23 protein-coding genes and 1 tRNA gene are annotated in these 23,003 nt (G+C 70.0%); 11 read left to right on the top strand and 13 right to left on the bottom strand.

Features of this window, described 5'->3' with window-relative positions; all coding sequences use genetic code 11:
- Positions 1-70: 70 nt before the first annotated feature.
- From DJ018_RS15615 to DJ018_RS15630, 4 genes are all read right to left on the bottom strand, one after another.
- Positions 71-292 carry a hypothetical protein gene (locus DJ018_RS15615; RefSeq protein WP_111515902.1) on the bottom strand — a complete coding sequence of 74 codons (222 nt, stop codon included), beginning with the start codon at positions 290-292 and terminating at the stop codon, positions 71-73.
- Between the two features lie 184 nt (positions 293-476).
- Complete coding sequence (locus tag DJ018_RS15620; RefSeq protein ID WP_111515903.1) at positions 477-1,748, bottom strand: dicarboxylate/amino acid:cation symporter; 1,272 nt, start codon at positions 1,746-1,748, stop codon at positions 477-479.
- Positions 1,745-2,545, bottom strand: a complete 801-nt coding sequence (locus DJ018_RS15625) for a pyrroline-5-carboxylate reductase family protein (RefSeq protein ID WP_111515904.1) — start codon at positions 2,543-2,545, stop codon at positions 1,745-1,747. The genes DJ018_RS15620 and DJ018_RS15625 overlap by 4 nt, the downstream gene beginning before the upstream one ends.
- Complete coding sequence (locus DJ018_RS15630; protein ID WP_205853785.1) at positions 2,542-3,528, bottom strand: alpha/beta hydrolase; 987 nt, start codon at positions 3,526-3,528, stop codon at positions 2,542-2,544. The genes DJ018_RS15625 and DJ018_RS15630 overlap by 4 nt, the downstream gene beginning before the upstream one ends.
- A gap of 139 nt (positions 3,529-3,667) precedes the next feature.
- Between DJ018_RS15630 and DJ018_RS15635 the strand changes: the two genes are divergently transcribed.
- Positions 3,668-4,456 (top strand): AraC family transcriptional regulator, encoded by a 789-nt coding sequence (locus tag DJ018_RS15635; RefSeq protein WP_111515905.1) that lies wholly within the window; start codon positions 3,668-3,670, stop codon positions 4,454-4,456.
- Here DJ018_RS15635 and DJ018_RS15640 read toward each other — a convergent pair.
- From DJ018_RS15640 to DJ018_RS15660, 5 genes are all read right to left on the bottom strand, one after another.
- Complete coding sequence (locus DJ018_RS15640; protein WP_111515906.1) at positions 4,446-5,072, bottom strand: FMN-binding negative transcriptional regulator; 627 nt, start codon at positions 5,070-5,072, stop codon at positions 4,446-4,448. The genes DJ018_RS15635 and DJ018_RS15640 overlap by 11 nt on opposite strands.
- Positions 5,053-6,456 carry an amidase family protein gene (locus DJ018_RS15645; RefSeq protein ID WP_165842943.1) on the bottom strand — a complete coding sequence of 468 codons (1,404 nt, stop codon included), beginning with the start codon at positions 6,454-6,456 and terminating at the stop codon, positions 5,053-5,055. Before DJ018_RS15645 ends, DJ018_RS15640 begins: the two co-directional genes overlap by 20 nt.
- The gene (locus tag DJ018_RS15650) at positions 6,453-8,615 is read right to left on the bottom strand and encodes a S9 family peptidase (protein WP_111515908.1); all 2,163 of its coding nucleotides are present in this window, start codon (positions 8,613-8,615) and stop codon (positions 6,453-6,455) included. The genes DJ018_RS15645 and DJ018_RS15650 overlap by 4 nt, the downstream gene beginning before the upstream one ends.
- 42 nt (positions 8,616-8,657) lie before the next feature.
- Entirely contained in the window at positions 8,658-10,883 is a 2,226-nt protein-coding gene (locus tag DJ018_RS15655) for a TonB-dependent receptor (RefSeq protein WP_165842944.1), read from the bottom strand.
- Positions 10,884-11,162: 279 nt separating this feature from the next.
- Entirely contained in the window at positions 11,163-11,552 is a 390-nt protein-coding gene (locus tag DJ018_RS15660; RefSeq protein ID WP_111515910.1) for a four-helix bundle copper-binding protein, read from the bottom strand.
- Positions 11,553-11,737: 185 nt separating this feature from the next.
- Here DJ018_RS15660 and DJ018_RS19585 point away from each other — a divergent pair, with 185 nt between their 5' ends.
- Both DJ018_RS19585 and DJ018_RS19590 read left to right on the top strand, forming a co-directional pair.
- Complete coding sequence (locus DJ018_RS19585) at positions 11,738-12,328, top strand: SDR family NAD(P)-dependent oxidoreductase (protein ID WP_276309835.1); 591 nt, start codon at positions 11,738-11,740, stop codon at positions 12,326-12,328.
- Entirely contained in the window at positions 12,325-12,741 is a 417-nt protein-coding gene (locus DJ018_RS19590; protein ID WP_276309839.1) for an SDR family oxidoreductase, read from the top strand. The genes DJ018_RS19585 and DJ018_RS19590 overlap by 4 nt, the downstream gene beginning before the upstream one ends.
- Positions 12,742-12,842: 101 nt before the next feature.
- Here DJ018_RS19590 and DJ018_RS15670 read toward each other — a convergent pair.
- Positions 12,843-12,918, bottom strand: a tRNA-Ile gene (locus DJ018_RS15670).
- A gap of 109 nt (positions 12,919-13,027) precedes the next feature.
- Here DJ018_RS15670 and DJ018_RS15675 point away from each other — a divergent pair.
- Positions 13,028-13,768 carry an SIMPL domain-containing protein gene (locus DJ018_RS15675; RefSeq protein WP_111515911.1) on the top strand — a complete coding sequence of 247 codons (741 nt, stop codon included), beginning with the start codon at positions 13,028-13,030 and terminating at the stop codon, positions 13,766-13,768.
- On the opposite strand, the gene DJ018_RS15680 is transcribed toward DJ018_RS15675, so the two are convergent.
- Positions 13,765-14,226, bottom strand: coding sequence for a hypothetical protein (locus tag DJ018_RS15680; RefSeq protein ID WP_111515912.1), 462 nt, complete (start codon positions 14,224-14,226; stop codon positions 13,765-13,767). The genes DJ018_RS15675 and DJ018_RS15680 overlap by 4 nt on opposite strands.
- A complete protein-coding gene (gene panD / locus DJ018_RS15685; protein ID WP_111515913.1) occupies positions 14,226-14,582 on the bottom strand; it encodes an aspartate 1-decarboxylase in 357 nt (118 codons plus the stop codon). The genes DJ018_RS15680 and panD overlap by 1 nt, the downstream gene beginning before the upstream one ends.
- Before the next feature lie 302 nt (positions 14,583-14,884).
- Here panD and DJ018_RS15690 point away from each other — a divergent pair, with 302 nt between their 5' ends.
- The 5 genes from DJ018_RS15690 to DJ018_RS15710 all read left to right on the top strand — a co-directional run bounded on the left by DJ018_RS15690 (position 14,885) and on the right by DJ018_RS15710 (position 19,677).
- Positions 14,885-15,601 carry a YbhB/YbcL family Raf kinase inhibitor-like protein gene (locus tag DJ018_RS15690; protein WP_111515914.1) on the top strand — a complete coding sequence of 239 codons (717 nt, stop codon included), beginning with the start codon at positions 14,885-14,887 and terminating at the stop codon, positions 15,599-15,601.
- A 72-nt stretch (positions 15,602-15,673) separates the two neighbouring features.
- Positions 15,674-15,901: a flagellar basal body rod C-terminal domain-containing protein gene (locus DJ018_RS15695; RefSeq protein WP_111515915.1), complete on the top strand. Its 228-nt coding sequence runs from the start codon at positions 15,674-15,676 to the stop codon at positions 15,899-15,901.
- Between the two features lie 69 nt (positions 15,902-15,970).
- On the top strand, positions 15,971-16,453 hold the full coding sequence (locus DJ018_RS15700; RefSeq protein ID WP_111515916.1) for a (2Fe-2S)-binding protein: 483 nt from the start codon (positions 15,971-15,973) through the stop codon (positions 16,451-16,453).
- A 3-nt stretch (positions 16,454-16,456) separates the two neighbouring features.
- Entirely contained in the window at positions 16,457-17,449 is a 993-nt protein-coding gene (locus DJ018_RS15705) for an FAD binding domain-containing protein (RefSeq protein ID WP_111515917.1), read from the top strand.
- Positions 17,446-19,677, top strand: a complete 2,232-nt coding sequence (locus DJ018_RS15710; RefSeq protein ID WP_111515918.1) for a xanthine dehydrogenase family protein molybdopterin-binding subunit — start codon at positions 17,446-17,448, stop codon at positions 19,675-19,677. The genes DJ018_RS15705 and DJ018_RS15710 overlap by 4 nt, the downstream gene beginning before the upstream one ends.
- Here DJ018_RS15710 and DJ018_RS15715 read toward each other — a convergent pair.
- Positions 19,674-20,303: a TetR/AcrR family transcriptional regulator gene (locus DJ018_RS15715; RefSeq protein WP_111515919.1), complete on the bottom strand. Its 630-nt coding sequence runs from the start codon at positions 20,301-20,303 to the stop codon at positions 19,674-19,676. The two genes, DJ018_RS15710 and DJ018_RS15715, sit on opposite strands and share 4 nt — an antisense overlap.
- Positions 20,304-20,413: 110 nt before the next feature.
- On the opposite strand from DJ018_RS15715, the gene DJ018_RS15720 reads away from it, so the two are divergent.
- Complete coding sequence (locus DJ018_RS15720; RefSeq protein ID WP_111515920.1) at positions 20,414-21,844, top strand: efflux transporter outer membrane subunit; 1,431 nt, start codon at positions 20,414-20,416, stop codon at positions 21,842-21,844.
- Positions 21,845-21,899: 55 nt separating this feature from the next.
- Positions 21,900-22,985, top strand: a complete 1,086-nt coding sequence (locus DJ018_RS15725) for an HlyD family secretion protein (protein ID WP_111515921.1) — start codon at positions 21,900-21,902, stop codon at positions 22,983-22,985.
- The last annotated feature ends 18 nt before the right edge of the window (positions 22,986-23,003 follow it).

Consider the following 23,003-nt stretch of genomic DNA (forward strand, 5'->3'; position numbering starts at 1 on the left):
GCAGCCTCCCGGCTGCGGGGCGTTCGTCGCTCCGGAAGGCCTGGCGCGATCGCTCCAGGCCGTCGCGCCGCTAGTGGCGGGCAGCCTCCGCTTCGGCTTGGTCGAGCTGGGCGATGCTGACGGCGAGCTGGAGACCGGCCTCGAGCTCATCGTGGCTGGCGCCTGGAAACATCTTGAGCATCGCGCAGCGCACCTGCGCCGCATCGCCCTTGTGGCCAGAGCAGCAGAGCTCGACCAGCACGCACGCGCCTTCGGAGACCAGCAGGGCCTCCGCGATATGGACCGGTTTCACCGGCGTGTTCCTTCACCGGGCGGACGCCGGGATGGCGAGCCCGCCTCCCTATGTCTCGGAGACTAGCACCGGGGCGGCGCCGCTTCAAAGAACATCGATCTATGACCCTCCATAGAGAACATCAATCGGAGGTGGGCCAATCCAGCGGGCCGTGTTCAAGCCGCCCGCGCGATCCGGGAGAAGTTCACGAAAGCGGCCTTTCCGTCCGGGCGCCGCCTTCGCCGTCCCTCGCGGAGGCTTTGCGTCCGACCGCGGCGGTCACCGCCACGTCGGCCGTCACATTGCCGACCGTGCGAAAGATGTCGGGGATGCTCTCCACCGCCAGCAGCAAGGGCAGCGCCTGGAGCGGTACGCCCATGGCCAGGCAGACCGGGCTGATGGCGGTGAAAAAGGAGACCTGGCTCGGCAGGCCCACCGCCGCAAGGCTGACGATCGCGGCCACCACCGCCCCGGTGGCGAGTTGCGCTGGCCCCGGAACTGCGCCGAACAGGGCGGCGGCATAGATCGCCACCGTCATGTTGGCGACTGCGCTGGTGATCCGAAACAGCGACACCGCCAGCGGCAGCACCAGCCGGCCGGCCTCCACTGGAACCGCCAGTTGCTGGACGGCCAGAGTCATGGCTGGGAGCGAAGCGATGGACGACTGGGTGCTGAAGGCGACCAGCTGCGCCGGGCCGACCGCCCGGGCGAAGCGCATGAGCGGAACGCCGCCCGCTACTCGGGCGAACGGATACATAGCGAGCGTCACCGCCAAGCAGACCCCGCAGACCGTCAGGACATAGTGCAGCAGCCCGCCGGCCGCGCCGAGGCCGGCGCTCGCGCCGACGACAAAGGACAGAGCCAGAACCCCGGCCGGCGCCGCCCACAGCACCCAGCCGACGATCACTAACATGGTGCGCACCACCGCCTCGAACAGGCCGACGATGCGATCGCGCAGCTCCGGCTCGATGCGGGTGGCGGCCAAGCCGAAGACCAGCCCAAAGATGACCAGTGGCACCATGGCCCCTTCCGCCGCCGCGCCCACCGGGTTGACGGGTATGAAGCTGCGCAGCCACTCGCCGAAGGGCGGCAGGCCAGGAACGTTGGCGGACGGCGCGCCAAGAGCCTCCCTCAGCGGCGCTACGGCCTGGACGGGGATCGGCGCCACCGAGAGCACCATGGGCACGACGATCGCGGCGAAGGCGCTCGCCGCAAGCAGCAGGACGGCGAAGAAGCCGAAGGTCCGCGCCGCCATGCGCCCGGCCCGCGCCGCGCCCGCGGCCGAGGCCACTCCCGAAACCAGCAGAGCGAACACCAGCGGCACGATGGTCATGCGCAGGGCGTCGAGCCAGAGCCCGCCGGCCGCACGCGCGAAGCCCGCTGCGGCCGGCAGCCAGCCGACATCCGCCGCCGCCAGCGCGGCGCCGCTGAGCAGACCGGCCACCAGGGCGGCGAGGATGCGCAGGGTGAGGGTCATGGGGTCAGGGTCTCCAGCTCCCGCGCGAGCTCCGCCGCGCGCTCGGCTGCGGCCGCAACCGCCTCCGCCGTGAGGGCCGCCAAGCGGCCCTCGTGATCGAAGCGGGCCAGCGCCGCCGCCGTGGCGCCGCCCGGACTGGTCACGGCGCGGCGAGCATCCGCGACATCCGCGGTCTGAGCCAGGGCGCCCGCGCTGATCAGAGCCCCGGCCGCCAGTTGGCGCGCCGCCGTGGCAGGCAGGCCCGCCGCCTCGCCGGCCTGAGCCATCAGCTCCGCCAGGCGGAAAAAGTAGGCCGGCCCGCTGCCGCACAGGGCGGTGGCGGCGTCCATCTCGGACTCCTCAACCCAGACCAGGGCGCCCAGCGCGCGGAGCAGCGCCATGGCTTCCGCCCGGCGGGCGAGCGGCAACGCGGGGCTGGCGCTCAGGGCGACCACCGCCCGACCCAGCGCGGCGGCGAGGTTCGGCATGGCGCGCACCAGGTCCGGCCCTTCGCCGAGGCCTCGGCGCAGGGCGGCGAGCCCGACGCCGGCCATGACCGACACCACGAGGTCGCCGGGACGGAGCTGCGACCGAAGGGCGGCGAGCACTTCCGGGGCGGCCTGCGGCTTGACCGCGAGCACCACCGCCAGCGGCCGCGGGAGCGCGGCCGCGTCGGCGATGGCGGTCAGGCGGGCGACGCCGGCGCGATCTGCCGCGCGCCGGTCCCACAGGTGCAGGTCGCTACGGCCTTCGGCGGCCCAGCCGTCCAGCATGGCGCCGCCCATCGCCCCCGCGCCGATCAGCAGCCGGGCGGTCATGGCGCCAGCCGCGCCCGCAACCAGGCGGCGCCCTCCGCCAGCGCCCGTTCGGCCAGGGGAGCGATCGAGACCGCTTCCAGGAAGCTGTGGCTCGCCCCAGCATAAACGCGGGCCTCCACCGGAACGCCGGCGGCCACCAACCGAGCGGCCGCGGCATGGCCCTGCCCCGCCAACACATCGCATTCGGCGATGGTCAGGAACACGGGCGGCAGGCCCGCCAGCTCGGCCCGCGCCGGATTGGCCAGCGGATCGTCGGCGTCCTGCGGGCGGGACAGGTAGTTGGCCCAGAAGGTCTCCATCTCGTCGACGCTGAGCATGTAGGCCGGCCCGCCAAATCGATCCCCGTCCGCCGCGGCGACATGCCGGTCGAGCACCGGATAGTTGAGCAGCAGGCCTGACAGGACCTCGCCCGCTCCGCCGTCGCGCAGAGCCAGCGCTGCGGCGAGCGAGAGATTGCCGCCAGCCGAGTCCCCGCCGATGGCGAGCCGTTCGGGATCGACGCCGACGCTCGCGCCGTCGCGCCTCAACGCGTCGACCACGTCGAGGACCTGCTCGAGGGCCACCGGGAACCTCGCCTCCGGCGAAAGGGCGTAGTCCACCCCGACCACCACCACCCCCGCGCGGGCGGCGTACTCGCGCATCAGGCGGTCATGGGTGTCGATGCTGAAGATCGTCCAGCCGCCGCCGTGCAGGTAGACCAGCGCGGGCGCCGGACCGGGACCGGCTTCCGTCGGTCGATGGACCCGCACGCGCACCTGGCCGTGGCGGGTCGGCCACCTATCGTCGAGGGTGGCGGCCATCACCGGCCCGCCTGTGCGCCAGCGGGTCCGCACCGCCTCGAATACCTGCCGGGCCTCAGGCAGAGGCAGACCATCCAGCGCGGGGTGTTCGGCATAGGCAGCCGCGGTTATGTCCATGAACCGGCGAATATCGGGATCCAGATCCGCCCCGTCCCTGCGCGCGTCCTCGGCCGTCATCTGCATCCCGGTTTTTCAGCGGCACGGCCCGCGAAAGCGGCTGCGGCGCCTAAGCTTCGGGCTCCGTGAGATCCCACCGCACTCGGCGCTAGACTAGCCGACGGTTCGTGGCACGCTGGCGCTGACGGATCGAGGATCATCTAGAATGGGCCACGCGCAACGCAGCACGAGCAGCGCCGACTACCAGCAAGTCGCCCGCCCGCTGGCGGTGCTTTCCGACGAATACCCGCCCGCCTTCTATGACCCGCCGCACGCGCACCAGCGGGCGCAGCTGGTCTACGCCAGCGCCGGGGTTATGTCGGTGGTCACCGACGGCGCCAGCTTCACCATCCCGCCGCAGCGCGGGGTCTGGATGCCGGCCGGCGTGCGGCACGAGGCCTACTGCCGGGGCGCAGTGTCGCTCCGCACCCTCTATGTCGATCCGAGCGCCGATGCGCGGCTGCCCACCACCTGCCGGGTGCTCAAGGTCTCCAGCCTGCTGCGAGAACTGATCCTGGAGGCCTCCGAACTGCCGGTCGAGTACGAGCTCGACGGCCGCGACGGGCGTCTGATGCAGCTCATCCTGGACGAGGTCGTCCGCTCGATCGCCTGCCCTCTCACCGCCCTGCACGTGCCCATGCCCCAGGACCCCCGGCTGGTGCGGGTCTGCCGCACCCTGATGCAGGACCCCTCCCAGGAAGAGGACCTCGACCGGTGGGCGGCCGTGGCCGGCATGGGCCGGCGCACCCTCACGCGCGCCTTTCGCCGGGAAACCGGCCTGTCGTTCAGCGTCTGGCGCCAGCAGGCCCGTTTGGGAGAAGCGCTGTCGCTGCTGGCCATGGGCCGGCCGGTGACCAGCGTCGCGTTCGACGTGGGTTACAACAGCCCGAGCGCCTTCACCGCCATGTTCCAGCGCGCCTTCGGAGTGCCGCCGAGCCAGTACTTCAGCGCCTGAGGCGGTCGGCGGCGAAGTCCTCCATCCAGGCAGCCAGCAGGTCGTGCCGCTCGCGGCGCAAGCCGGCGAGCAGTTCGGCGAACACATCGTCACGCTCGTCCTGTCCCAACTTGAAGACCCCGCGCGCTGCGACCAGGTCCGCCCGGAAGCCGACCACGCCGCGCGACAGCCGCCGATAGCGCTCGCCCATCTCCGCCAACGACCAGGCGTCCGGCCGGCCGGCTTCCATTGCGCCCACCACATCCTCCATCAGCGCCTGCAGGTCGGCGTCGGAGTCGATGAAGCTCAAGGTCACGTCGAAGGTGGCACTGGCGTAGTTCCAGGAGGGCGCCTGAGTGCGGTCCTGCAGCCAGCTGGGCGACACATAGCCGTGGGGGCCCAGGAACAGCAGGCGGGCGCGCGGTGCGGCGCGCAACACCTCAAGCTGCGGGTTGCTGCGAGCGAAATGTCCGAGGAAGCCCGCCAGGGCGCCTGCGGCCGACACCACCGGCCGCAGCGGCAGGACGGTTGCGGACAGGTCCGCGGTCGCCACCACCCAGGCCAGCGGATGCTCGGTGACCAGCCGCAGGAGGTCGGCGTCGGAGCGGGGCGCGTACTTAGCCGGCGGCGGCAGCATGGGAGGCTCCTTGCGGCCAGCGCCCGGCCCAGGGCGCGGCGGCTTCCAATTCGCGGGCCAGGTCCAGCAGCAGAAGCTCCCCGCCCCGTGCGGCCGCGAACATCACCCCCACTGGCAGGCCCTGAGGGCTCCAGGCCAGCGGCAGCGAGATCGCCGGCGTGCCAGCCAGGTTCTGCAGGATGGTGAAGCTAAGCCATCCGAACATCCGCTCGAACAACTCGTCCGCCGGTTTCGCGCCGGTGATCTCCCCCAGGCGCGGCGGCGGGGCCGTCAGCGTCGGCGTCAGCATGACGTCATAGCGCGCATGGAAGGCGGCCAGGGGGTGGGGCAGCTCAGCGGCGACGCGAAGCGCCGCCTCCAGCTGCAGTGGAGATACATGCTCCGCCCGCGCCTCAAGCGCGCAGGTCCAGGGCTCCAGCACGGCGGACGGATCCTGCCCGCTGGCGCGCACGGCGGCCGCGGCTTCCGCCGCGTCCAGCGCCCAAAGCACGTGCATGGCCTCCAGGGCCGCCGGCCGGTCGAACACCGGCGCGGCCGCCTCCACCTCGTGTCCGAGGCTCGCGCAGAGCTCGGCGGCGGCTTCGGCGGCGGCCCGCGCTTCCGGGTGCACGGGGCCCGGATGCAGGCCTTCCACGCTGAGGGCGATGCGCAACCGGCGGCCGGGCGGCGGCGCGAGGTGCGCCGGGTCCACATGCGACGCGGCGAACGCCCAGGACACGTCGCGCACGCTGCGTGACATCAGACTGTCGCCCACCAGTAGGTCTTCCACCAAGCTGCGCGCCCGCGCCCGCACCGTGGCGCCGCGACCGGGCTTCAGCCCCACAACGCCGCAGCAGGAGGCCGGAATGCGGATGGAGCCCGCGCCGTCGCTGCCGTGCGCCAGCGGGACGAGGCCCGCCGCCAGGGCCGCGCCGGCGCCTCCACTGGAGCCGCCCGGGGAATAGCCCAGAGACCACGGATTGCGCGTGGCCGCGGCTGACAACGGCTCGGTGGTCGGCAGCAGGCCGAACTCCGGCATGGCGCTCTTGCCCACCGCCACCAGGCCCGCCGCATCCCAGGTTTGCGCGAAGGGGTAAGCCCCGGTCGCCGGCCTAAGGTCCCGGCTGCGCGACCCCGCCCGAGAGGGCTGCTCCGGGTAGTCGAGCGAGTCCTTCACCAGCCACGGCACGCCGGCCATGGGCGCGTCCTTCGGCAGCGCCGCGGCCCGCGCCCGCGCCTGATCGAACGCGCGCCAGCTGACCGAGGCCAGGGCGCCGTCCAGCGCCTCTATGCGCTGGATCGCCGTCTCCACCAGCTCGGCGCCGCTCAGCTCACCCCGCCGCACCAGAGCCGCCTGGTCGTGCGCGTCCAGCCGGCCGATCTCGATAGCCTGATCAAGCTTCACGCCAGGCTCCGTCCAACGCACAGGTCCGCGAAGGCCCAGAACCGGCCCATCTGCCGGTGCTGGTCGGACAGCCCCGAACTCGCCTGGTGGCCGGCGGCCATGTTGGTCTCGAACAGCACGGGGGCGCGCCCCGTCCCGGTGTGCCGCAGCTCGGCCACCCACTTGGCCGGTTCCCAGTAACTCACCCGATCATCGCGGATGCCTGCGGTGGCCAGGATCGGAGGATAGGCCTGGGGCCGCACGTTCTCGTAGGGCGAGATCGAGGCGATGTAGTCATAGGCCTGCGGGTCCGACAGGGGATCGCCCCAGTCGGGGCGGAAGGCCGGCACCAGCGGATGGTTTGCGTCGCTCATGGTGTTCAGCATGTCGACGAACGGCACCTGGGCGATCAGACCGGCCCACAGGTCCGGCCGCAGGTTGGCCACCCCGCCCATCAGCAGCCCGCCGGCCGACAGGCCATAGCCCACCATCCGACGGGGCGCCGTATAACCCTGCCGGGCCAGATGCTCCCCGCAAGCGATGAAGTCGGTGAAGCTGTTGCGCTTGTGGAACCGTCGTCCGTCCAGGAACCAGCCCCGCCCCTTCTCTGACCCGCCTCGGACATGTGCGATGGCGTAAATCCAGCCTTGCTGCACCAGGGCCAGGGCGGGCACCGAGAACTCCGCCTCGGAGGAGACGCCATAGGCTCCGTAGCCGTAGAGCAGCAGCGGCGCGCGGCCGTCCAGAGCGGTCCCAACCCGCATGAGCACCGTCACCGGCACCTGCTGGCCGTCCGGCGCCGGCGCGAACAGGCGGCGCACCTCGAAATCCTCGCGGCGGAACCGCGGCCCTGCGCCGGCGGCCTTGACCACCCGGCGCGCGCCGGAGGCCAGGTCGCAGGCCAGCCATTGCGGCGGCGTGCGCGGCGACTGGTAGACCAGCCGCAGGACCGAGCCCGCGTGCTCCTGCTGCGGCTCCAGCCGCACGGCGTAGGCGGCCTCGTCGAAGGCCAGGGTGTGCTCGCGCCCGCTGCGCGGCGTCACCACCACCTCCAGCCGCCCATCCCGCCGCTGCAGGCGCACGAAGGCGTCGCGGAAGGGCCGCATCTCCAGCAGGTGGCGGCCAGGCTCGTGCCCCATCCAGTCCCGCCAGTTGCCGCGCCCGGGCGCGTCGAGCGGGGTGCGCATCAGCTTGCCGTCGAGGGCCCCGTCTGCGTCGGTCAGGATGACCAGCTCGCCGCCCCACTCCTCCACCTGATAGTGCAGGCCCGGCGTGCGCGGCTCCACCAGCAGGGGCGCGCCCGTCGGGTCGGCCGCCGGGATCAGGCGCCATTCGTCCAGGTCAGGCCCCTGCACCCGTAGGGTCACGTGGCTCGCCGATGCGGTCCGCCCCAGGGACATGAACAGCGCCGGATCCTTCTCCTCGTAGACCAGCACGTCCTCGCCGCCGCGCGCGGGACGGCGGTAGACCCGCGCCGGCCGGCTCAGCGGGTCGCGCCAGATCCAGAACACCCACTGCGAACAGGGCGAGATCACCAGCCCCTGCCAGCCGTAGCCGTCCGCCCGCTTCGAGACGTGCAGCTTGCCCGTGTCCAGCTCGCGCACGCAGATCAGGTGCCGGTCGCCGCCTTCCAGGTCCTCGGCCCAGGCGAACAGCCGGTGGTCCGGACTGTGCTGGGCCTCCAGCACCCGGTAGTAGGCGTGCCCACGGGCGCGCGCCGCCTCGTCCAGCAGGATCTCCTCGGTTCCGCCGCCGCGCGGGCGCCGGGCGTGCACCCGGTGGTCCTCTCCGGGCCGGACATAGCTGTAGTAGGCCCAAGGCCCGTCCTCGGCCGGCGGCTCGGCGACCGCGTCCGCCGTGAGCGCGTCCATGGCCTTGGCGTAGGCCTCAGCCGCCGCCTCGGCAGGCGCCATCAGCGCCTGCGCGTAGCGGTTCTCCGCCTCCAGGTGCGCGCGGATTTCGGGCTGCAGCAGCTGCGGATTGCGTGACACCTGAGCCCAGTTGGGATCCCGGAGCCAGGCATAGGGATCCACGCGCACCCGTCCCAGCTGGGTGATGCGGAGCGGCCGGCGCTCCGGCCGCGGCGGCGCGGGCCCAGGCCCCCAAGCGGGTTCTGCGCCGGCCAGCGCGGGCGTGGCGGCGAGCGCGCTTGCGCCCGCCAGGAATCGACGCCGGTCCATCCGCCCCTCCCCCATCAACCTCCGTCCCGCGCAGAGGCCAGATCACAGTTCCCAGTGCGCCGTCACCCCGAAGGTGCGCGGCCGCACGAGGCCCTGGCTCAGGCCGTTGGCCTCCGGCACGGTGCGGGTCACTCCGCGATCGTCTGTCAGGTTGTCCCCGAACACGGTCAGGGTCGTCGAGCCGAACCGGGCGCTGAGCCGCAGATCGAGAAGGCTGTAATCCCCCTGCTCGTTAACCGCCACGCCGGGAACCGCCGAGTTGAGATCGCTGATCCCCTCCGAAAGGTAGCGGTGCGACAGCAGCAGGGTCGGCTCATACGGTGCGTCGAAGCGGTAGACCGCCGTGGTGCTCACCGACCAGTCGGCTGAGCCAGGCAGCTGCGCGCCCTTTGGCGCGGTGCCGTACCACAGGATGAACAGCGGCTCGTCCAGACGCGCCTCCATCCAGGTGACGTTCGACTGCAAGTCGAAGCGGTCGGTCACCCGCCAGGAGGTCGACAGCTCCAGCCCCTTGATCGAGGCCGCCCCGCCGTTGGCCGCGTAGTTGAAGTTGTCCGGCGTCAGCAGGCGCAGCTGGATGTCCTGCCAGTCGATGTAGAAGGCGGTGGCGTCCACCCGCAGACGCCCGTCCAGCCAGTCCGAGCGCACGCCCAGCTCGTAGTTCTTCAGCTCGTCGCTGCCCGAGCCCGCCGGCACCGGATAGGTGCTGAGCCCCTGCGTGTTGGGCGTGCCGAAGCGGAAGCCTTCGGAATAGAGGCCGTAGACCCGCAGGTCGTCGTTGGGAATCCAGGTCAGCGAGACCTTGGGCGAGAAGCCGTCCTGCTCGTCCTCCGTGGGCGACGCCGTCGGCCCGCCCGGATAGGTCGAGAAACCCTGCTGGCGGCTGACGCTGTCGATCTTGGTCTTGAACAGCCGGCCGCCGACAGTGAGCTCCAATTGCGGAACGAAGGCGTAGGTCGCCTCCCCGAACAGCGCGGTCTCCTTGCTCTTCAGGTCGGTGAAGAAGGCGTTGAAGATCGCTCCGCCCGGCGCGATCACCGCGCCAGAGCCCGGCCCGAACAACGGCGAGGCGTCGAACTGCGCCGCGGCGCCCTGCGCCCCGAGCTGCTCGTAGAGGAACTTGTCGGTCTCGAAGTACATGGCGCCGAACAGCCAGCGGAACGGCCCTTCGCCGTTGGACGCGACGCGCATCTCCAGGCTCTTGCCTTCGCTCTCGCCGCCGCTCTCGATGTACAGCGGCGATGTCAGGTTGAGGCCGAGGTCGGCGTTGTAGGCCGAGCGCCAGGGCGTGTAGTCGAACAGGAAGTCCTGGCTCTTCTTCTGGTAGGCGGCCAAGGCCGTGAAGGTGGCAGGGCCGAGGTCCTGGTCCACCCGCAGGCTGTGCACCTGGAAGTCGGTCTCGTTCGGCTCCAGCAGCGCGGTGCTGCGCTTGAACTGACCGAGCTCCGGGTTGCGGTACGGCGCGTCGTCGGCCTCGGTCTTCTGGTAGAGGCTCAGCCAGGAGAGCCGGGAGCCTTCAGCCGGGGTGAAGAGCACTGAGACCCGCCCGCCGGTGACCGAGATGTCGCTCGATCCATTGCGGCCGACGCCGATGTTGTCGAGGTAGCCGGGCTCGGTCCGATGGGCGAACACCCCGCGCACCGCCAGCTTGTCGGCGATGATCGGCACGTTCAGCATCGCCTTGGCCGAGCCGCCCAGGTCCGCGTTGCGCGTTTGGCTCAGGGTGCCCTCGGCCGCCGCATCGAAGCCCGATGCATCCGCCTGGTTGGCGATGTAGTTGACCACTCCGCCCATGGAGGCCGAGCCGAACAAGCTGCCCTGCGGCCCCCGCAGCACCTCCACCCGGTCGACGTCAAAGGCGTCCACGTCCGGGATCACGATGGTCCAGCCGGGCTCCGTGAGCGGGACTTCGTTGATGTAGTAGCCGGTGGTGCCCTGCCCCTGCACGTTGCCGGCGCTGGTTGCGACGCCGCGGATCACCACGTGGGAGGTGCCGGGCTGAAATTGGTTGAACACCACCCCCGGCACGCGCTGGACGTAGTCCGCAAGGCCCTGGGCGCCCAGCGCCTCGAGCTGCTCGCCGGACACCGCCGACACCGAGCCGGACACCTCGCGGACGCTTTCCTCGCGCTTGCTGGCGGTGACGATGACCTCGTCCAGCAGCCCGCCGCGGTCCGGCCCCGCGACCTGGGCGAACGCCGGCCCGGCAAGCGCCACGGCCGCGCCGCCGCCCAGCATGGCCATCTTGAACGATGCGGACTTCAGCATGTGATCCCCCTTCGGCTTGGCGGTCCTCGGACCTGCGCTGCCTGCGAACCGTATGACAGGCATGTGACCCGGTCCCGCCGCCCGGGGTCATTCGCTAACGCAAATGGGCCAGCTTGCGCCGCCTGACTCTCCCGGCTGGTGACGCCGCCTCAGAAGAGCCCGTCGCGGCCTGTTTTCTCGAACTTGTCCCGATATGACGGGGGCCGCCGCCACCGGTGGAGCTGGAGTGGCCGGCTCGTTGTCGCTCACTCGCCTCAGGGGAGCGATGCCTGAAAGCGCTTAATTCACGGTCGGCAACGCGCTTCGACAGTCCTCCGCGCACTCCCGGCACATCGTTGCGCAGAGCTTGCAGTGCTCGTGTTCGTGCCGGTCGCATTCGGCGGCGCACGCTTCGCAACTCTTGATGCAGAGCTCCAGCTGGGCCCGCAGCAGGGCGACGTCCTGAGCGGTTCGGCGTACTGCCAGCCTTGCCGTGGCGGCGCAGATATCAGCGCAGTCGAGACAGGTCCGGATGCACTGCAACATGTCCATGTCCTCGGCGATGCAGGCATCTGCGCACGAGGTGCAGAACAGCGAACAGAGCATGGCGTGGCGGGCGGCGGTGACCAGGGTCTCGTTCACCTCGCCCCGCACATCCGGGTGCAGGGAGACCATTTTGACCAGCGACATCGGCGGCTCCTGTTTGCGCCCGCCCACAACCGCTGGCCGTTCGTCGTCGTTCCGCCCCGGGCAAGCACGGCGGGCGACCGCCAACGCCTGCTCCCGGAGCGCCGAGGAGCAACCGGACTGACCTTTGACGCGCCGCGGAACAGCACGCGACGGCCGGGGTTTGGCGGGCATTCAGGAGGCGCCTCATGGCCAAAGACGAGCCCGACAATGCCCGGCGGCTGCTGCTTGGCGGCATGACCACAGGTCTCGCAGCTGCAGCTACGGCCCCAGCGCTCGCCCAAGGCGCCGGGCAGCCGAGCAGCGGCGGCGCCTCGCTGCAGAACCCGGCGACCAAGCACCCGAAGCCGCCCTTCCCGGCCCAGCAGCAGCCCTGGCCCGGCTTGGCCAGCCGGATGAACCCAAGACCCGACCACGGCGAGAGCAGCTACCGAGGCTCCGGACGGCTTGCCGGGCGCAAGGCTCTGATCACGGGCGGCGACTCCGGGATGGGCCGGGCCGCGGCGATCGCCTACGCCCGTGAGGGCGCTGACGTGGCCATCAACTACCTCCCGGTCGAGGAGCCCGACGCCCGCGAGGTGGTCCAGCTGATCCGCGCCGAGGGCCGCAAGGCGGTGGCCATCCCCGGCGATATCCGCGAGGAGGCGTTCTGCCGCCAGCTTGTCGATCGGGCCGTGCGCGAGCTCGGCGGGCTCGACATCCTGGTCAACAACGCGGCGCGCCAGCAGGACGGGAGAAGTTCACGGACATCTCCACCGATGACTTCGACGCTACGCTGAAGACCAACCTCTACGCCACTTTCTGGATCACCAAGGCGGCCATGCCGCACCTCAAGCCAGGCGCGGCGATCATCAACACGACGTCGGTGGTCGCCTATGGTCCGCCTGAGAACATCATCGACTACGCCATGACCAAGGCTGCGATCGAGAACTTCACCAAGTCTCTCGCCAAGCAGATGGCGCCTCAGGGCGTCCGGGTGAACGGCGTGGCGCCAGGGCCGATCTGGACGCCGCTGCAGCCAAGCGGCGGTCAGCTGCCGGGCAAGCTGCCGCAGTTCGGGGCTGACACGCCGCTCGGGCGACCGGGCCAGCCGGCGGAACTCGCCTCGCTCTACGTCCTGCTGGCCTCGAATGAGGACAGCTACACGACTGGCGCGATATTCGGGGCGACCGGCGGCCGCGGCGGCCCATAGACCGCACGCAGCGGCGCGGTCCCGTCAGCTACACGAACCCAAAATCTAAAGACGGGGCTGCGATCCGCTCGGCATCGGTGCCACCGACGGAAACAACACGCTGGTGGGCCCGGCAGGACTCGAACCTGCAACCAAGCCGTTATGAGCGGCCGGCTCTAACCATTGAGCTACAGGCCCCAGCAGCGGTGATCCGCGGTTACCATGGCCTGCACGCCGCTTAAAGCTTGCGTTCAGCTTGGCCTTGTCACGTTCTCCCCCAACACAAGTCCCCAGACGGGAGAACGAAATGAAGACCCTGATCCGCGCGGCCGCCCTGAGCGCCCTCCTGGCCTCCGCCGCCGCGCCCGCCGCCTTGGCCCAGGCCGCTCCGCCGGCCGCCGAATCCATGTTCCAGGCCACCACTTTGAACCTCGCCGCCTACGGCGAAACGAAGGTTGCGCCGGACATGGCGACCATCACCCTGGGTGTGATGACCGAGGCGGCCACCGCCCAGGACGCCATGCGCCTGAACGCCCAGCGCATGACCCAGGTCACCGCGGCCCTGCGCAAGGCGGGCATCGCGGCCAAGGACATCCAGACCTCCAACCTGAATCTGAACCCGCAGTACGCCTACGAGCAGAACCAGCCGCCCAAGCTGACCGGCTATCAGGCGTCCAACCAGGTGACAGTCACCGTGCACGACCTCGCCCGCCTGGGCGCCGCGGTGGACGCCACGGTCAACGCCGGGGCCAACCAGGTGAACGGCGTAAGCTTCGGGCTGAACGATCCGACCGCCGCCGAGAACGCGGCGCGCGAACAGGCGGTGCGGGCGCTGCAGGCCAAGGCCGATCTCTACGCCCGCGCCACGGGGCACCGGGTTCAGCGGCTGGTGACGATCTCGGAAGGGGCGACCTATTCCGCTCCGCCGCCCATGCCGATGGCCATGGCGGCGAGCTTCGCCAAGCGCGAGATGGCGGACACGCCGGTGTCGGCGGGTGAGCTGAAGGTCCGGATCGACGTGACCGGCCTCTACGAGCTGGCGCGCTAGAGGCCGGCGTCCTGGAGGGCGCGCGACAGCCGGTCGGACATCATCCGGCCTGGGAAGGACCGCTCGCCCTCCATGACAGCCGCGTAAACGAGGCCCTGGCCTTTGCCAGTGAGCACGCCCGACGCCCAGCCGACGCCGCGCGATCCGTCAGCGGTGCTGTTGCAGCTGGTGGCGCGGGGCTGGCGATCCTGCGCGGTGGCTTTCAGCAGGTCGTCGACCGTCTGAGCAGCCGCGCCCTGGCAAGCCGGCAGGCTCCGCCCACAGGTGGTGTGGCTGTTGTAGCGATAAACGACCTTGCCCGTCCCCTGCTGGCCGATCAGCACGCAGGTGTTGGGATCGCCGATAGCGCTGGAAATCTCGTTGTGGACCTTGGCCTCGTCGACGCCCTCGGGCAGGCCGGGCGAGCAGGCCGCCAGGCCTGCAGCGCAAATGGCCAGGCCGGCGAGCGCCAGGCGCATCAGGCCGCCTTCTTGATCTCGTTGCCGTCGCCCAGCAGGACGACGGTCGGATTGTAGTTGCGGGCCTCTTCAGCCGGCAGTTGGCCGTAGGTGACGATGATCACCTTGTCGCCCTTTTGCACCAGGCGTGCGGCCGCGCCGTTCACGCCGATTACCTTGGAGCCGCGGGGCGCCTCGATGGCGTAGGTGGTGAAGCGGGCGCCCGTGGTGATGTTCAGCACGTCCACCTGCTCGTGCGGCAGGATCTCGGACGCATCCAGCAGGTCGCGATCAATGGCGATCGAGCCCTCATAGTCCATGTCGGCCTGGGTCACCGTCGCGCGGTGAAGCTTCGACTTCATCATGGTCAGGAGCATGGGCGACGAGCGTCCTCCACCGCACTTTGCGAACCTGGCGGGGCGCGGAACACCACCGCTCAAGCGAGCGGCATATACGCACGAAAGGGCGCAGGTTCAATGCCACGCCGCAGCAGCTTTGCCTGAGAAGCGCGGCCAAGCCAGCAAACCTTTGCGCGGTAAGCCGTTCAAACAGCCGAGCTTTCCCTTGCGTCAGCAAACCCTCGCCAGGCGTCGCTGCGGCGCAGCGCACGACCGCACGTCGGGGGCGCAACTATCGGCCCGTGCGCCGGTTGTGGGGGCGAAGCGGAACGGAGAGCGCCATGAGCGACCAGGAGCATCACCCCGAACATTCGGGCGAGGCCATCACCATCATGAAGATCCAGCCCGCGTACGAGACGGGCGTCATCGTCACCTCCGAGGTTCAGGAGACCGACGGCCGGCTGCCCGACCGCTACACCGGTTACTTCGACAACATCTCCCCGCCCCTCCACTGGAACAGCGTGCCGGACGTGCGCGCCTGGGCCGTCATCGTCGAGGATCCGGACGCTCCCCAGACGCACCCCTTCGTCCACTGGATGGTCTGGAACATTCACGGCGAGGTGACGAGCCTGCCGGAAGGGCTGCCGAACCAGGAGTTCCTGGCGACGCCGCAGGGTGGGATCCAGGGCCGCAACGGGATGGGCGGCTATGGCTATTTCGGCCCGCGCCCGCCGGCGGGTCACGGCGTGCACCGCTACTACTTCCAGGTCTTCGCCCTGGCCGACACCATCGACATGGGGCCCGACACCCCGCTGCCCGACCTGGTCAACGCCTTGAAGGGCCTGACGCTGGCCAAGGGCGAGTTGATGGCGACCTATGAGGCTCCGGAAAGCGCCGAGTCTGACTTCCACTACCGCTCCGAAGGCAAGGGCGGCGGCAAGAGCCAGGCTGGCGGCGCCCTGGAGGAGGATCCGGCGGGCAGCACCGTCATCCGTGGCGAGAAGGCTTCTCCGGGCGACCGCAAGCGGGGCGAGATCTCAAGCTCCGACCAGACGTAGGAACGCGTTCACCACGCTTCCACGCGATGACTTAACCGTGGTCGGGCGATCCTTGGGAAAGGAGGCCCGACCATGGATCCGCTGAGCACCGCCCGCCTGGGCATGATGTTCGCCACCCGCCAGCTGCAGCAAGCGGCCGACAACGTCGCGCAGATGGGCCTGGAGAAGGGCGACAGCTTTGACGTCACCCAGGAAATGGTCCGGATGATCGAGGCGAAGACCGCCTTCAAAGCCAACGTCAGCGTCGTGAAGTTCGCCGACGAGATGTGGGACAGCTTGCTTCAGCTCCAGAAGGACTGAGGCCGCCAGAGCCCAGGAACCGCCCTGCCCCCGGCCAGTTAGAGCCGTGGGACCAGGGAGACTTCCACTATGCCGGAGGATGGGCGCGCGCTCGAGATCGAGCTGCGGGTAAACGGGCAATCGCGTCGCCTCGGCGTGGAGGGCTCGACCACCTTGCTGGACGCGCTGCGCGACCGCCTCCACCTGACCGGAACCAAAAAGGGCTGCGACCTTGGCCAGTGCGGCGCCTGCACGGTGCTGCTGGACGGGCAGCGGGTGGTCTCCTGTCTGACCCTGGCCGCACAGGCCGATGGTCGGGACGTCATCACCATCGAAGGCATTGCGCCCGAGGGCCAACTTCACCCGGTCCAGGCGGCGTTCATCGAGCACGACGCCTTCCAGTGCGGTTACTGCACGCCCGGCCAGATCATGTCGGCGGTGGCGCTGATCCAGGAAGGCCGCGCCACTTCGGACGAGGAGATCCGCGAACACATGAGCGGCAATCTCTGCCGCTGCGGAGCCTACACCAACATCGTCGCCGCCGTGCGCGACGCCGCCGCGAAGATGGCCTGACCCATGGCGCTGTTCCGCTACCATCGGCCCGGCGACCTGTCCGAAGCCCACGCTCGCGCGGTCACGCCGGGCGCCATGTACATCGCCGGCGGCACCGACCTGCTGCAACTGGTGCAGGAGCGGGTCACCCAGCCGGCCGAGGTCATCGACGTCAACCGTCTTGCACCGCCCGAGATCGAGACCTCCGAAGGTGGCGTGCGGATCGGCGCCGGGGCCAAGCTGAACGCCATGGCGGCCCACCCGCTGGTGCGGGAACGTTATCCGGTTGTCGCGGAAGCCCTAATGGGGAGCGCCTCCCCGCAGGTGCGCAACATGGCCACCGCTGGCGGCAACCTGCTGCAAAGAACGCGCTGTCTCTACTTCCGAGACGTGGCCACCCCTTGCAACAAGCGCCAGCCGGGCTCCGGCTGCTCGGCCTGGGATGGGCAGAACCGCCAGAACGCCATCTTCGGCGGCAGCCCGACCTGCATCGCCGTCCAGCCCTCCGACTTCGCGGTCGCCCTGCTCGCCTGCGACGCGGAGATCGTGCTGGCCAGCCCAGGCGGCGAGCGGCGCGTGCCTATGGCCGACTTCCATCGCCTGCCCATCGAAGCCCCCGAAATCGAGACGGTCATGGAGCCAGGCGAGTTGATCACGGCCATCGAGCTGCCGGACCGGGCGGCGCAGCGGCGCTCCCGCTACCTGAAGGTTCGAGACCGGGCGAGCTTCGAGTGGGCGGTGACCTCCTGCGCCTTGTCCATCCGCATGGAGGGCGGCGCGGTGAGCGAGGCTCGCGTGGCGGTCGGCGGGGTTGGGACCAAGCCCTGGCGGCTGCCGAACGTGGAGCCGGCGATCGTCGGTCAGGCGCTGACGGAGCAAGTCATCACCAGCGCGGCCGAACGGGCCGCCGAAGGCGCCGAGCCGCGCCAGCACAACGCCTTCAAGGTTCCGCTGCTGGTCGGCACGGTGCGCAAGGCGCTGCGGGAGTTCGCGCAGATGGAGGCGGTGCAGCCATGAGCTCGAACGCCGTGATCGGCAGCCCCGTCTCGCGCGTCGACGGCCCGGACAAGGTCCACGGCCGCGCCACCTACGCCGCCGAGTTCAAGCCTGAGGGCTTGGCCTACGCCGCCCTGGTGCTGAGCCGGATCCCGTCGGGGCGCATCAAGTCGATCGACGTCAGCCTCGCCATGACCGTACCGGGCGTGGTCAGCGTGATCACCCATGAGAACGCCCCTCGCCTGCCCTACAAGGAGATGAAAAAGCGGCCGCAGGTCGACCCGAAGGCGGGCGGCCAGCTGCGGGTCTTCCAGGACGACAAGGTGCTCTGGAGCGGCCAGCCGATCGCCTGCGTCGTCGCCGACAGCATCGAACAGGCTGAAACCGCCGCCGACCTGATCCGGGTCACCTACTCCCCCGACGCGCAGGCTCAGACGAAGTTCGATCGAGCGCTCGGCTTGAAGCCTGCGCCGGAAGCTGAGGCCGACGGCCGTCCGGGCGAGACCCAGCGCGGCGACGCCGCCAGCGCCTTCGACAGCAGCCCCGTCAAGGTGGAGGGCTGGTACCTTCAGCCCCGCGAGCAGCACAACCCAATCGAGCTGCACGCCACCATCGCCAAATGGGACGGCGACCACCTGACGCTCTGGGACAAGACCCAGTGGGTGGACAACGACCGGGCCGAGATCGCGCACGTCTTCGACATCCCGCAGGACAAGATACGGGTGATCTCGCCCTTCGTAGGCGGCGCTTTCGGCTCGGCCCTTCGCACCTGGCACCACGTCCACATCGCAGCCATGGCCGCCAAGATGACCGGCCGGGCTGTGCGCCTGGAGCTTACGCGTCGGGAACAGTTCACCAACACCGGCTCTCGCCCACACACCGAACAGCACGTCGCGCTGGGCGCGCTGGAGGATGGACGGCTCGCCGCCCTCATCCAGGAGGCTTGGGGCCAGACCTCCACCTACGAGGAGTATGCCGAGACCACGCTGGACCCGCCGCGTCAGACCTATTCGGTGGCCAACAACGCCACCCGCTACCGTCTGGTCCACATGAACGTGAACACGCCCACGTCCATGCGGGCGCCGGGCGTAGCGACGGGGGTCTTCGCCCAGGAGATCGCCATGGACGAGCTCGCCGTGGCGCTGGGCATGGACCCGGTCGAGCTGCGGCTGAAGAACTACGCTGAGACGGACGAATACAAGTCCAAGCCCTGGTCGTCGAAGGAGCTGCGCGCCTGTTATGCCAAGGCCGCAGATGACTTCGGTTGGTCGCGCCGCAGCCCCGAGCCCCGCTCCATGCAGGACAATGGGCAGCTGGTGGGCTGGGGCATGGCGACGGCCATCTACCCCTCCCACCGCTCTCCGGCTCAAGCCACCGTGCGGCTCCACCGGGACGGGCACGTGCTGCTGCGCACCGCCGCCTCCGACATGGGCCCGGGCACCTACACTTCCATGACCCAGGTGGCGGCCGACACCTTGGATCTCCCTGTCGAGAAGGTGCGGTTCGAGCTGGGCGACACGGACTTCGCCATGGCCCCGGTGCACGGCGGCTCGATCACCATGGCGAGCGTCGGCACGGCCGTGATGGCGGCTTGCCAGGCGCTCCAGAAGAAGGTCGGCGAACTCGCCGCCGCATCGTCCGGCGGACCATTCAAAGGCGCCGCTTCCGACACCCTCCTCTTCCAGGGCGGCGGGTTGGCGCTCAAGAACGGCGGGGGCTTCACGCCCTACGGCGAGTTCCTGGCCCAGCACGGACTCGAGTGGCTGGACGCGGAAGGCAAGTCAGAACCCGGCGCGGAGTCTGAAACCCACACCAGCTCGGCGTTCGGAGCTGTGTTCGCCGAGGTGCGTGTCGACCCGGATCTCGGAACCGTGCGGGTCCCGCGCCTGGTCGGCGCATATGACGTTGGGCGGGTGATCAATCCCAAGATCGCGCACAGCCAGTGCATCGGCGGCATGGTCGGCGGTATCGGCATGGCGCTGCTCGAGATGGTCGAGTGGGACGACCGTTACGGACGAGTGATGAACGCCAATCTGGCCGAGTACCTCGTGCCCGTTTGCGCCGACATCGTCCAACTTGAGGCCTCGTTCGTCCCGTCGGACGACAAGATCTTCAACCCCCTGGGCGTGAAGGGGCTCGCCGAGATCGCCATCAGCGGCGTGGCTCCGGCCATCGCCAACGCCGTCTTCCACGCCACGGGCAAGAGAGTGCGGGACCTGCCGATCTTGCCCGAGCGCCTGCTGCTCTAGGCTTTCTCCGTCCCATAGGTGCGCAGGAAGGTGCGGACCGCCCGTTCACCCTCTTCCGCCGCTTGGTCCTCTGTCAGTTCAGGGATCACGTTGCAGAGGCGGGCCATGTGGAAGCGCCCCTTGGTCAATCCCATGAAGAACTGGGCCGCCGCTTCCGGATCTTCGATGTTCAGCAGCCCCTGCTCGGCCCAGCGCGTCATGTAGCCGGCCAGACGGGCGATCCCGCGCCGGGGGCCGTTCTCGTAGAACAGCTGGCCGATCTCAGGTGACCGCTCCGCTTCCGCGATGATCAGGCGCAGGCTGCGCAGACTCGCATCGCTGAGGGTGGTCAGGATGTAGCGATGAGCGAAGACGGTCAGCGCTTCGCGCATCGAGGCGCCGTCGCTCACGTCTCCGAAAATCGCCTCCTGGTGCCAGACGCACCGGCGCTGCACGAACGCCTCGAACAGCTCGTCCTTGCTCTTGAAGTAGTTGTAGAGCGTGCCCTTCGACCCGCCGAGACGCGCCGCAATGGTCGACATGGAAGCCGCCGCGAAGCCTTCGTCCAGGAACACGTCTTGAGCGACGTCGAGGATGGCTTCGCGCCGAGCATCTCTGTCCAGCCGGGGGCGTGTGGTTTGTTGCATCACCGCAAAACTTTTTAGAACCGTACGGTACGGTCAGCTTGACCGGCTAAGCGCACCGTATATATGTCCGCAATATGACCGTACCGTACGGTATTGCAAGGCGCTCTCCGATGCCCACCGCCCACGCACCCCTTAAGCTCGCACTTCTAGCCTCGCTCAGCGCCGCTGCTCTCGCCGCCTGCGCGACGCTTCCGGCGGAGACGCCGTCCCGCCAAGCCAAGGCCGCCGAGACCTACGCCACGAGCCAGACGCTGAACGCGCCTGCCGCGGACTGGCCGACGGATCGTTGGTGGGCGGCTTACGGAGACGCCCAGCTCGCGACGCTTGTGGACGAAGCCCTCGCCGGCTCTCCCAGCCTGGCGCAAGCCGAGGCTCGAGTGCGCCGCGCCGAGGCCGTGGCGGCCCAGGCCCGCTCCCGCGACCTGCCCTCGGTCACTCTCAACGGCTCCGCCCAGGAGACGAAGCAGAGCTACAACAACGGCATCCCCGCCGCCTTCGTCCCTCAGGGCTACAACGACTACGGCCGCGTCACCCTGGACTTCGGCTGGGAGCTGGACTTCTGGGGTCGCAACCGCGCGGCCGTCGCCGCCGCCACCTCTGAAGCGCGCGCCGCTCAGGCAGAGGCGGCCCAGGCGCGCCTGATGCTGTCGACCAACGTCGCCGCCGCTTACGCCGACCTCGCTCGCTTGTTCGCCGAGCGCGATGTCGCTGAGCGTACGGTCGCCTTGCAGCAGGAGACCACCAGTCTGGTGGCCAACCGCGTGGCGAACGGCCTCGACACCCGTGGAGAGCAGCGCCTGGCGGAAGCCGAGCCCCTGCAGTCCCGCGCCGACCTCGCCGCCTTGGACGAGCAGATCGCACTCACCCGCAACCGCATCTCCGCCCTGCTCGGCGCCGGCCCTGACCGCGGCCTGGCGATCGCACGGCCGCAGATCAGCGCCCTAAAACCGTTCGGGCTGCCGCCTGAACTTTCGGCCAACCTGGTGGGCCGCCGCCCCGACGTCATCGCCGCCCGCTGGCGGGCCGAAGCCGCGTCGAGCCGGGTGCGCGAGGCGCGTGCGGCCTTCTACCCCGACATCAACCTGGCCGCCTACGTCGGGGCCCAGGCGCTGCACCTCGACAAGCTGTTCGACAGCGGTTCGGACATCGGATCGGTTGGCCCGGCGGTCAGCCTGCCCATCTTCGAGGGCGGGCGTCTGCGAGCCGGGCTGCGCGGGGCGGAAGCCGATCGTGACTCGGCTGTGGCCGGCTACGATGCAGCAGTCGCCGAAGCTTTCCGCCAGGTGGCTGACGTCGTGGCGTCCGAAAGGGCGCTGGAGGCGCAGCTCGCCGACAGCCGCGCCGCCCTCGCGGCCAGCGAAGACGCCTACCGCATCGCGCGCCTTCGCTACCAGGGCGGCCTGTCCACCTACTCCGTGCTGCTGCAGTCCGAGCAGGCCGTGCTCCGACGACGGCGCGCTGTCGCCGACCTGGAGGCGAGAGCCTTCGCCCTCGACGTCGCCCTTGTTCGCGCCCTTGGCGGCGGCTTCCACGCCGCCTGACGCCTGCGCCGCTTTCTCGCACCGAAATCAGCTCTCCTCCCCGAGGCTCTGCCAAATGTCCGAAACCGCCTCCACCGCGCCTGCCGCCGCCGATCGCCGCCGCAAGCGCCTGCTCCTCATCCTCGGCGTCGTGGTCGTCGCCGCGGCCGTCATCTACGGCGTCTACACCCTGCTGTTCGCCGGCAAGATCGTGGAGACCGACAACGCCTACGTCGGTGCCGAAGTGGCGCAGGTGACCCCGCTGGTCTCAGGGCCCGTGGCCCAGGTCCTGATCAAGGAAACCCAGACGGTCCAGGCCGGCCAGCCGCTGGTCGTGCTCGACAACTCGGACGCCCGCATCGCCGTCGCTCAGGCGGAAGCGGCGCTTGGCCAGGCGGAACGCCGCGTGCGCGGCTATGAAGCCAACGACCAGGCGCTTGGCGGTCAAGTGGCCGCGCGGCAAGCCGATGTGGCGCGCGCTCGCGCCGATCTGGAGCGCGCCCGCACGGACCTGTCGCGCCGGCAGAACCTCGCCGGCTCCGGGGCTGTCTCGGGTGAGGAGCTGACGGCGGCTCGCAACGCCTTCGCCTCGGCGCAAGCGGCGATGGCCCAGGCGCAGGCCAACCTGAGGGCCGCCCAGGGGTCTCGCGAAGCCAACGCGGTCCTGATCAACGGAACGCCTCTCGCTCAGAACCCCGAGGTCGCAGCCGCCCGCGCCCTTCTGGAATCGGCTCAGCTCGCACTCCAGAGGACCGTGATCCGCGCGCCCATGGCCGGCGTGATCTCCCGAAAGCAGGTGCAGGTCGGCCAGCAGGTCCAGGCCGGCGCGCCGCTGATGGCGGTGGTGCCGGTCCAGGCCGCCTATGTGGACGCCAACTTCAAGGAAGTGCAGCTCGAGAAGGTGCGTCCCGGCCAACCGGTGGAGCTGGTCTCCGACCTCTACGGCAAGGGCGTGGTCTACCACGGCCGCGTCGTCGGCTTTTCCGGCGGCACGGGCTCGGCCTTCAGCCTGATCCCGGCCCAGAACGCCACGGGCAACTGGATCAAGATCGTCCAACGCGTGCCCGTCCGCATCGCCCTCGACCCGCGTGAGCTCGCCCAGCACCCCTTGCGCGTCGGGCTTTCCATGAAGGCCGAGATCGACGTTTCCGGCGCCCGCTGAGGCCAGGGACAAGGAGCC

The organism is Phenylobacterium deserti, from assembly GCF_003254705.1.
GTDB lineage: Bacteria > Pseudomonadota > Alphaproteobacteria > Caulobacterales > Caulobacteraceae > Phenylobacterium > Phenylobacterium deserti.

Coding starts and splice junctions, on each gene's coding strand:
- DJ018_RS15620 (WP_111515903.1), bottom strand. CDS start 1,748: ATGACCCTCACCCTGCGCATCCTCGCCGCCCTGGTGGCCGGTCTGCTC.
- DJ018_RS15625 (WP_111515904.1), bottom strand. CDS start 2,545: ATGACCGCCCGGCTGCTGATCGGCGCGGGGGCGATGGGCGGCGCCATG.
- DJ018_RS15630 (WP_205853785.1), bottom strand. CDS start 3,528: ATGCAGATGACGGCCGAGGACGCGCGCAGGGACGGGGCGGATCTGGAT.
- DJ018_RS15635 (WP_111515905.1), top strand. CDS start 3,668: ATGGGCCACGCGCAACGCAGCACGAGCAGCGCCGACTACCAGCAAGTC.
- DJ018_RS15640 (WP_111515906.1), bottom strand. CDS start 5,072: ATGCTGCCGCCGCCGGCTAAGTACGCGCCCCGCTCCGACGCCGACCTC.
- DJ018_RS15650 (WP_111515908.1), bottom strand. CDS start 8,615: ATGGACCGGCGTCGATTCCTGGCGGGCGCAAGCGCGCTCGCCGCCACG.
- DJ018_RS15655 (WP_165842944.1), bottom strand. CDS start 10,883: ATGCTGAAGTCCGCATCGTTCAAGATGGCCATGCTGGGCGGCGGCGCG.
- DJ018_RS15660 (WP_111515910.1), bottom strand. CDS start 11,552: ATGTCGCTGGTCAAAATGGTCTCCCTGCACCCGGATGTGCGGGGCGAG.
- DJ018_RS19585 (WP_276309835.1), top strand. CDS start 11,738: ATGGCCAAAGACGAGCCCGACAATGCCCGGCGGCTGCTGCTTGGCGGC.
- DJ018_RS15675 (WP_111515911.1), top strand. CDS start 13,028: ATGAAGACCCTGATCCGCGCGGCCGCCCTGAGCGCCCTCCTGGCCTCC.
- DJ018_RS15680 (WP_111515912.1), bottom strand. CDS start 14,226: ATGCGCCTGGCGCTCGCCGGCCTGGCCATTTGCGCTGCAGGCCTGGCG.
- panD (WP_111515913.1), bottom strand. CDS start 14,582: ATGCTCCTGACCATGATGAAGTCGAAGCTTCACCGCGCGACGGTGACC.
- DJ018_RS15690 (WP_111515914.1), top strand. CDS start 14,885: ATGAGCGACCAGGAGCATCACCCCGAACATTCGGGCGAGGCCATCACC.
- DJ018_RS15695 (WP_111515915.1), top strand. CDS start 15,674: ATGGATCCGCTGAGCACCGCCCGCCTGGGCATGATGTTCGCCACCCGC.
- DJ018_RS15700 (WP_111515916.1), top strand. CDS start 15,971: ATGCCGGAGGATGGGCGCGCGCTCGAGATCGAGCTGCGGGTAAACGGG.
- DJ018_RS15705 (WP_111515917.1), top strand. CDS start 16,457: ATGGCGCTGTTCCGCTACCATCGGCCCGGCGACCTGTCCGAAGCCCAC.
- DJ018_RS15710 (WP_111515918.1), top strand. CDS start 17,446: ATGAGCTCGAACGCCGTGATCGGCAGCCCCGTCTCGCGCGTCGACGGC.
- DJ018_RS15715 (WP_111515919.1), bottom strand. CDS start 20,303: ATGCAACAAACCACACGCCCCCGGCTGGACAGAGATGCTCGGCGCGAA.
- DJ018_RS15720 (WP_111515920.1), top strand. CDS start 20,414: ATGCCCACCGCCCACGCACCCCTTAAGCTCGCACTTCTAGCCTCGCTC.
- DJ018_RS15725 (WP_111515921.1), top strand. CDS start 21,900: ATGTCCGAAACCGCCTCCACCGCGCCTGCCGCCGCCGATCGCCGCCGC.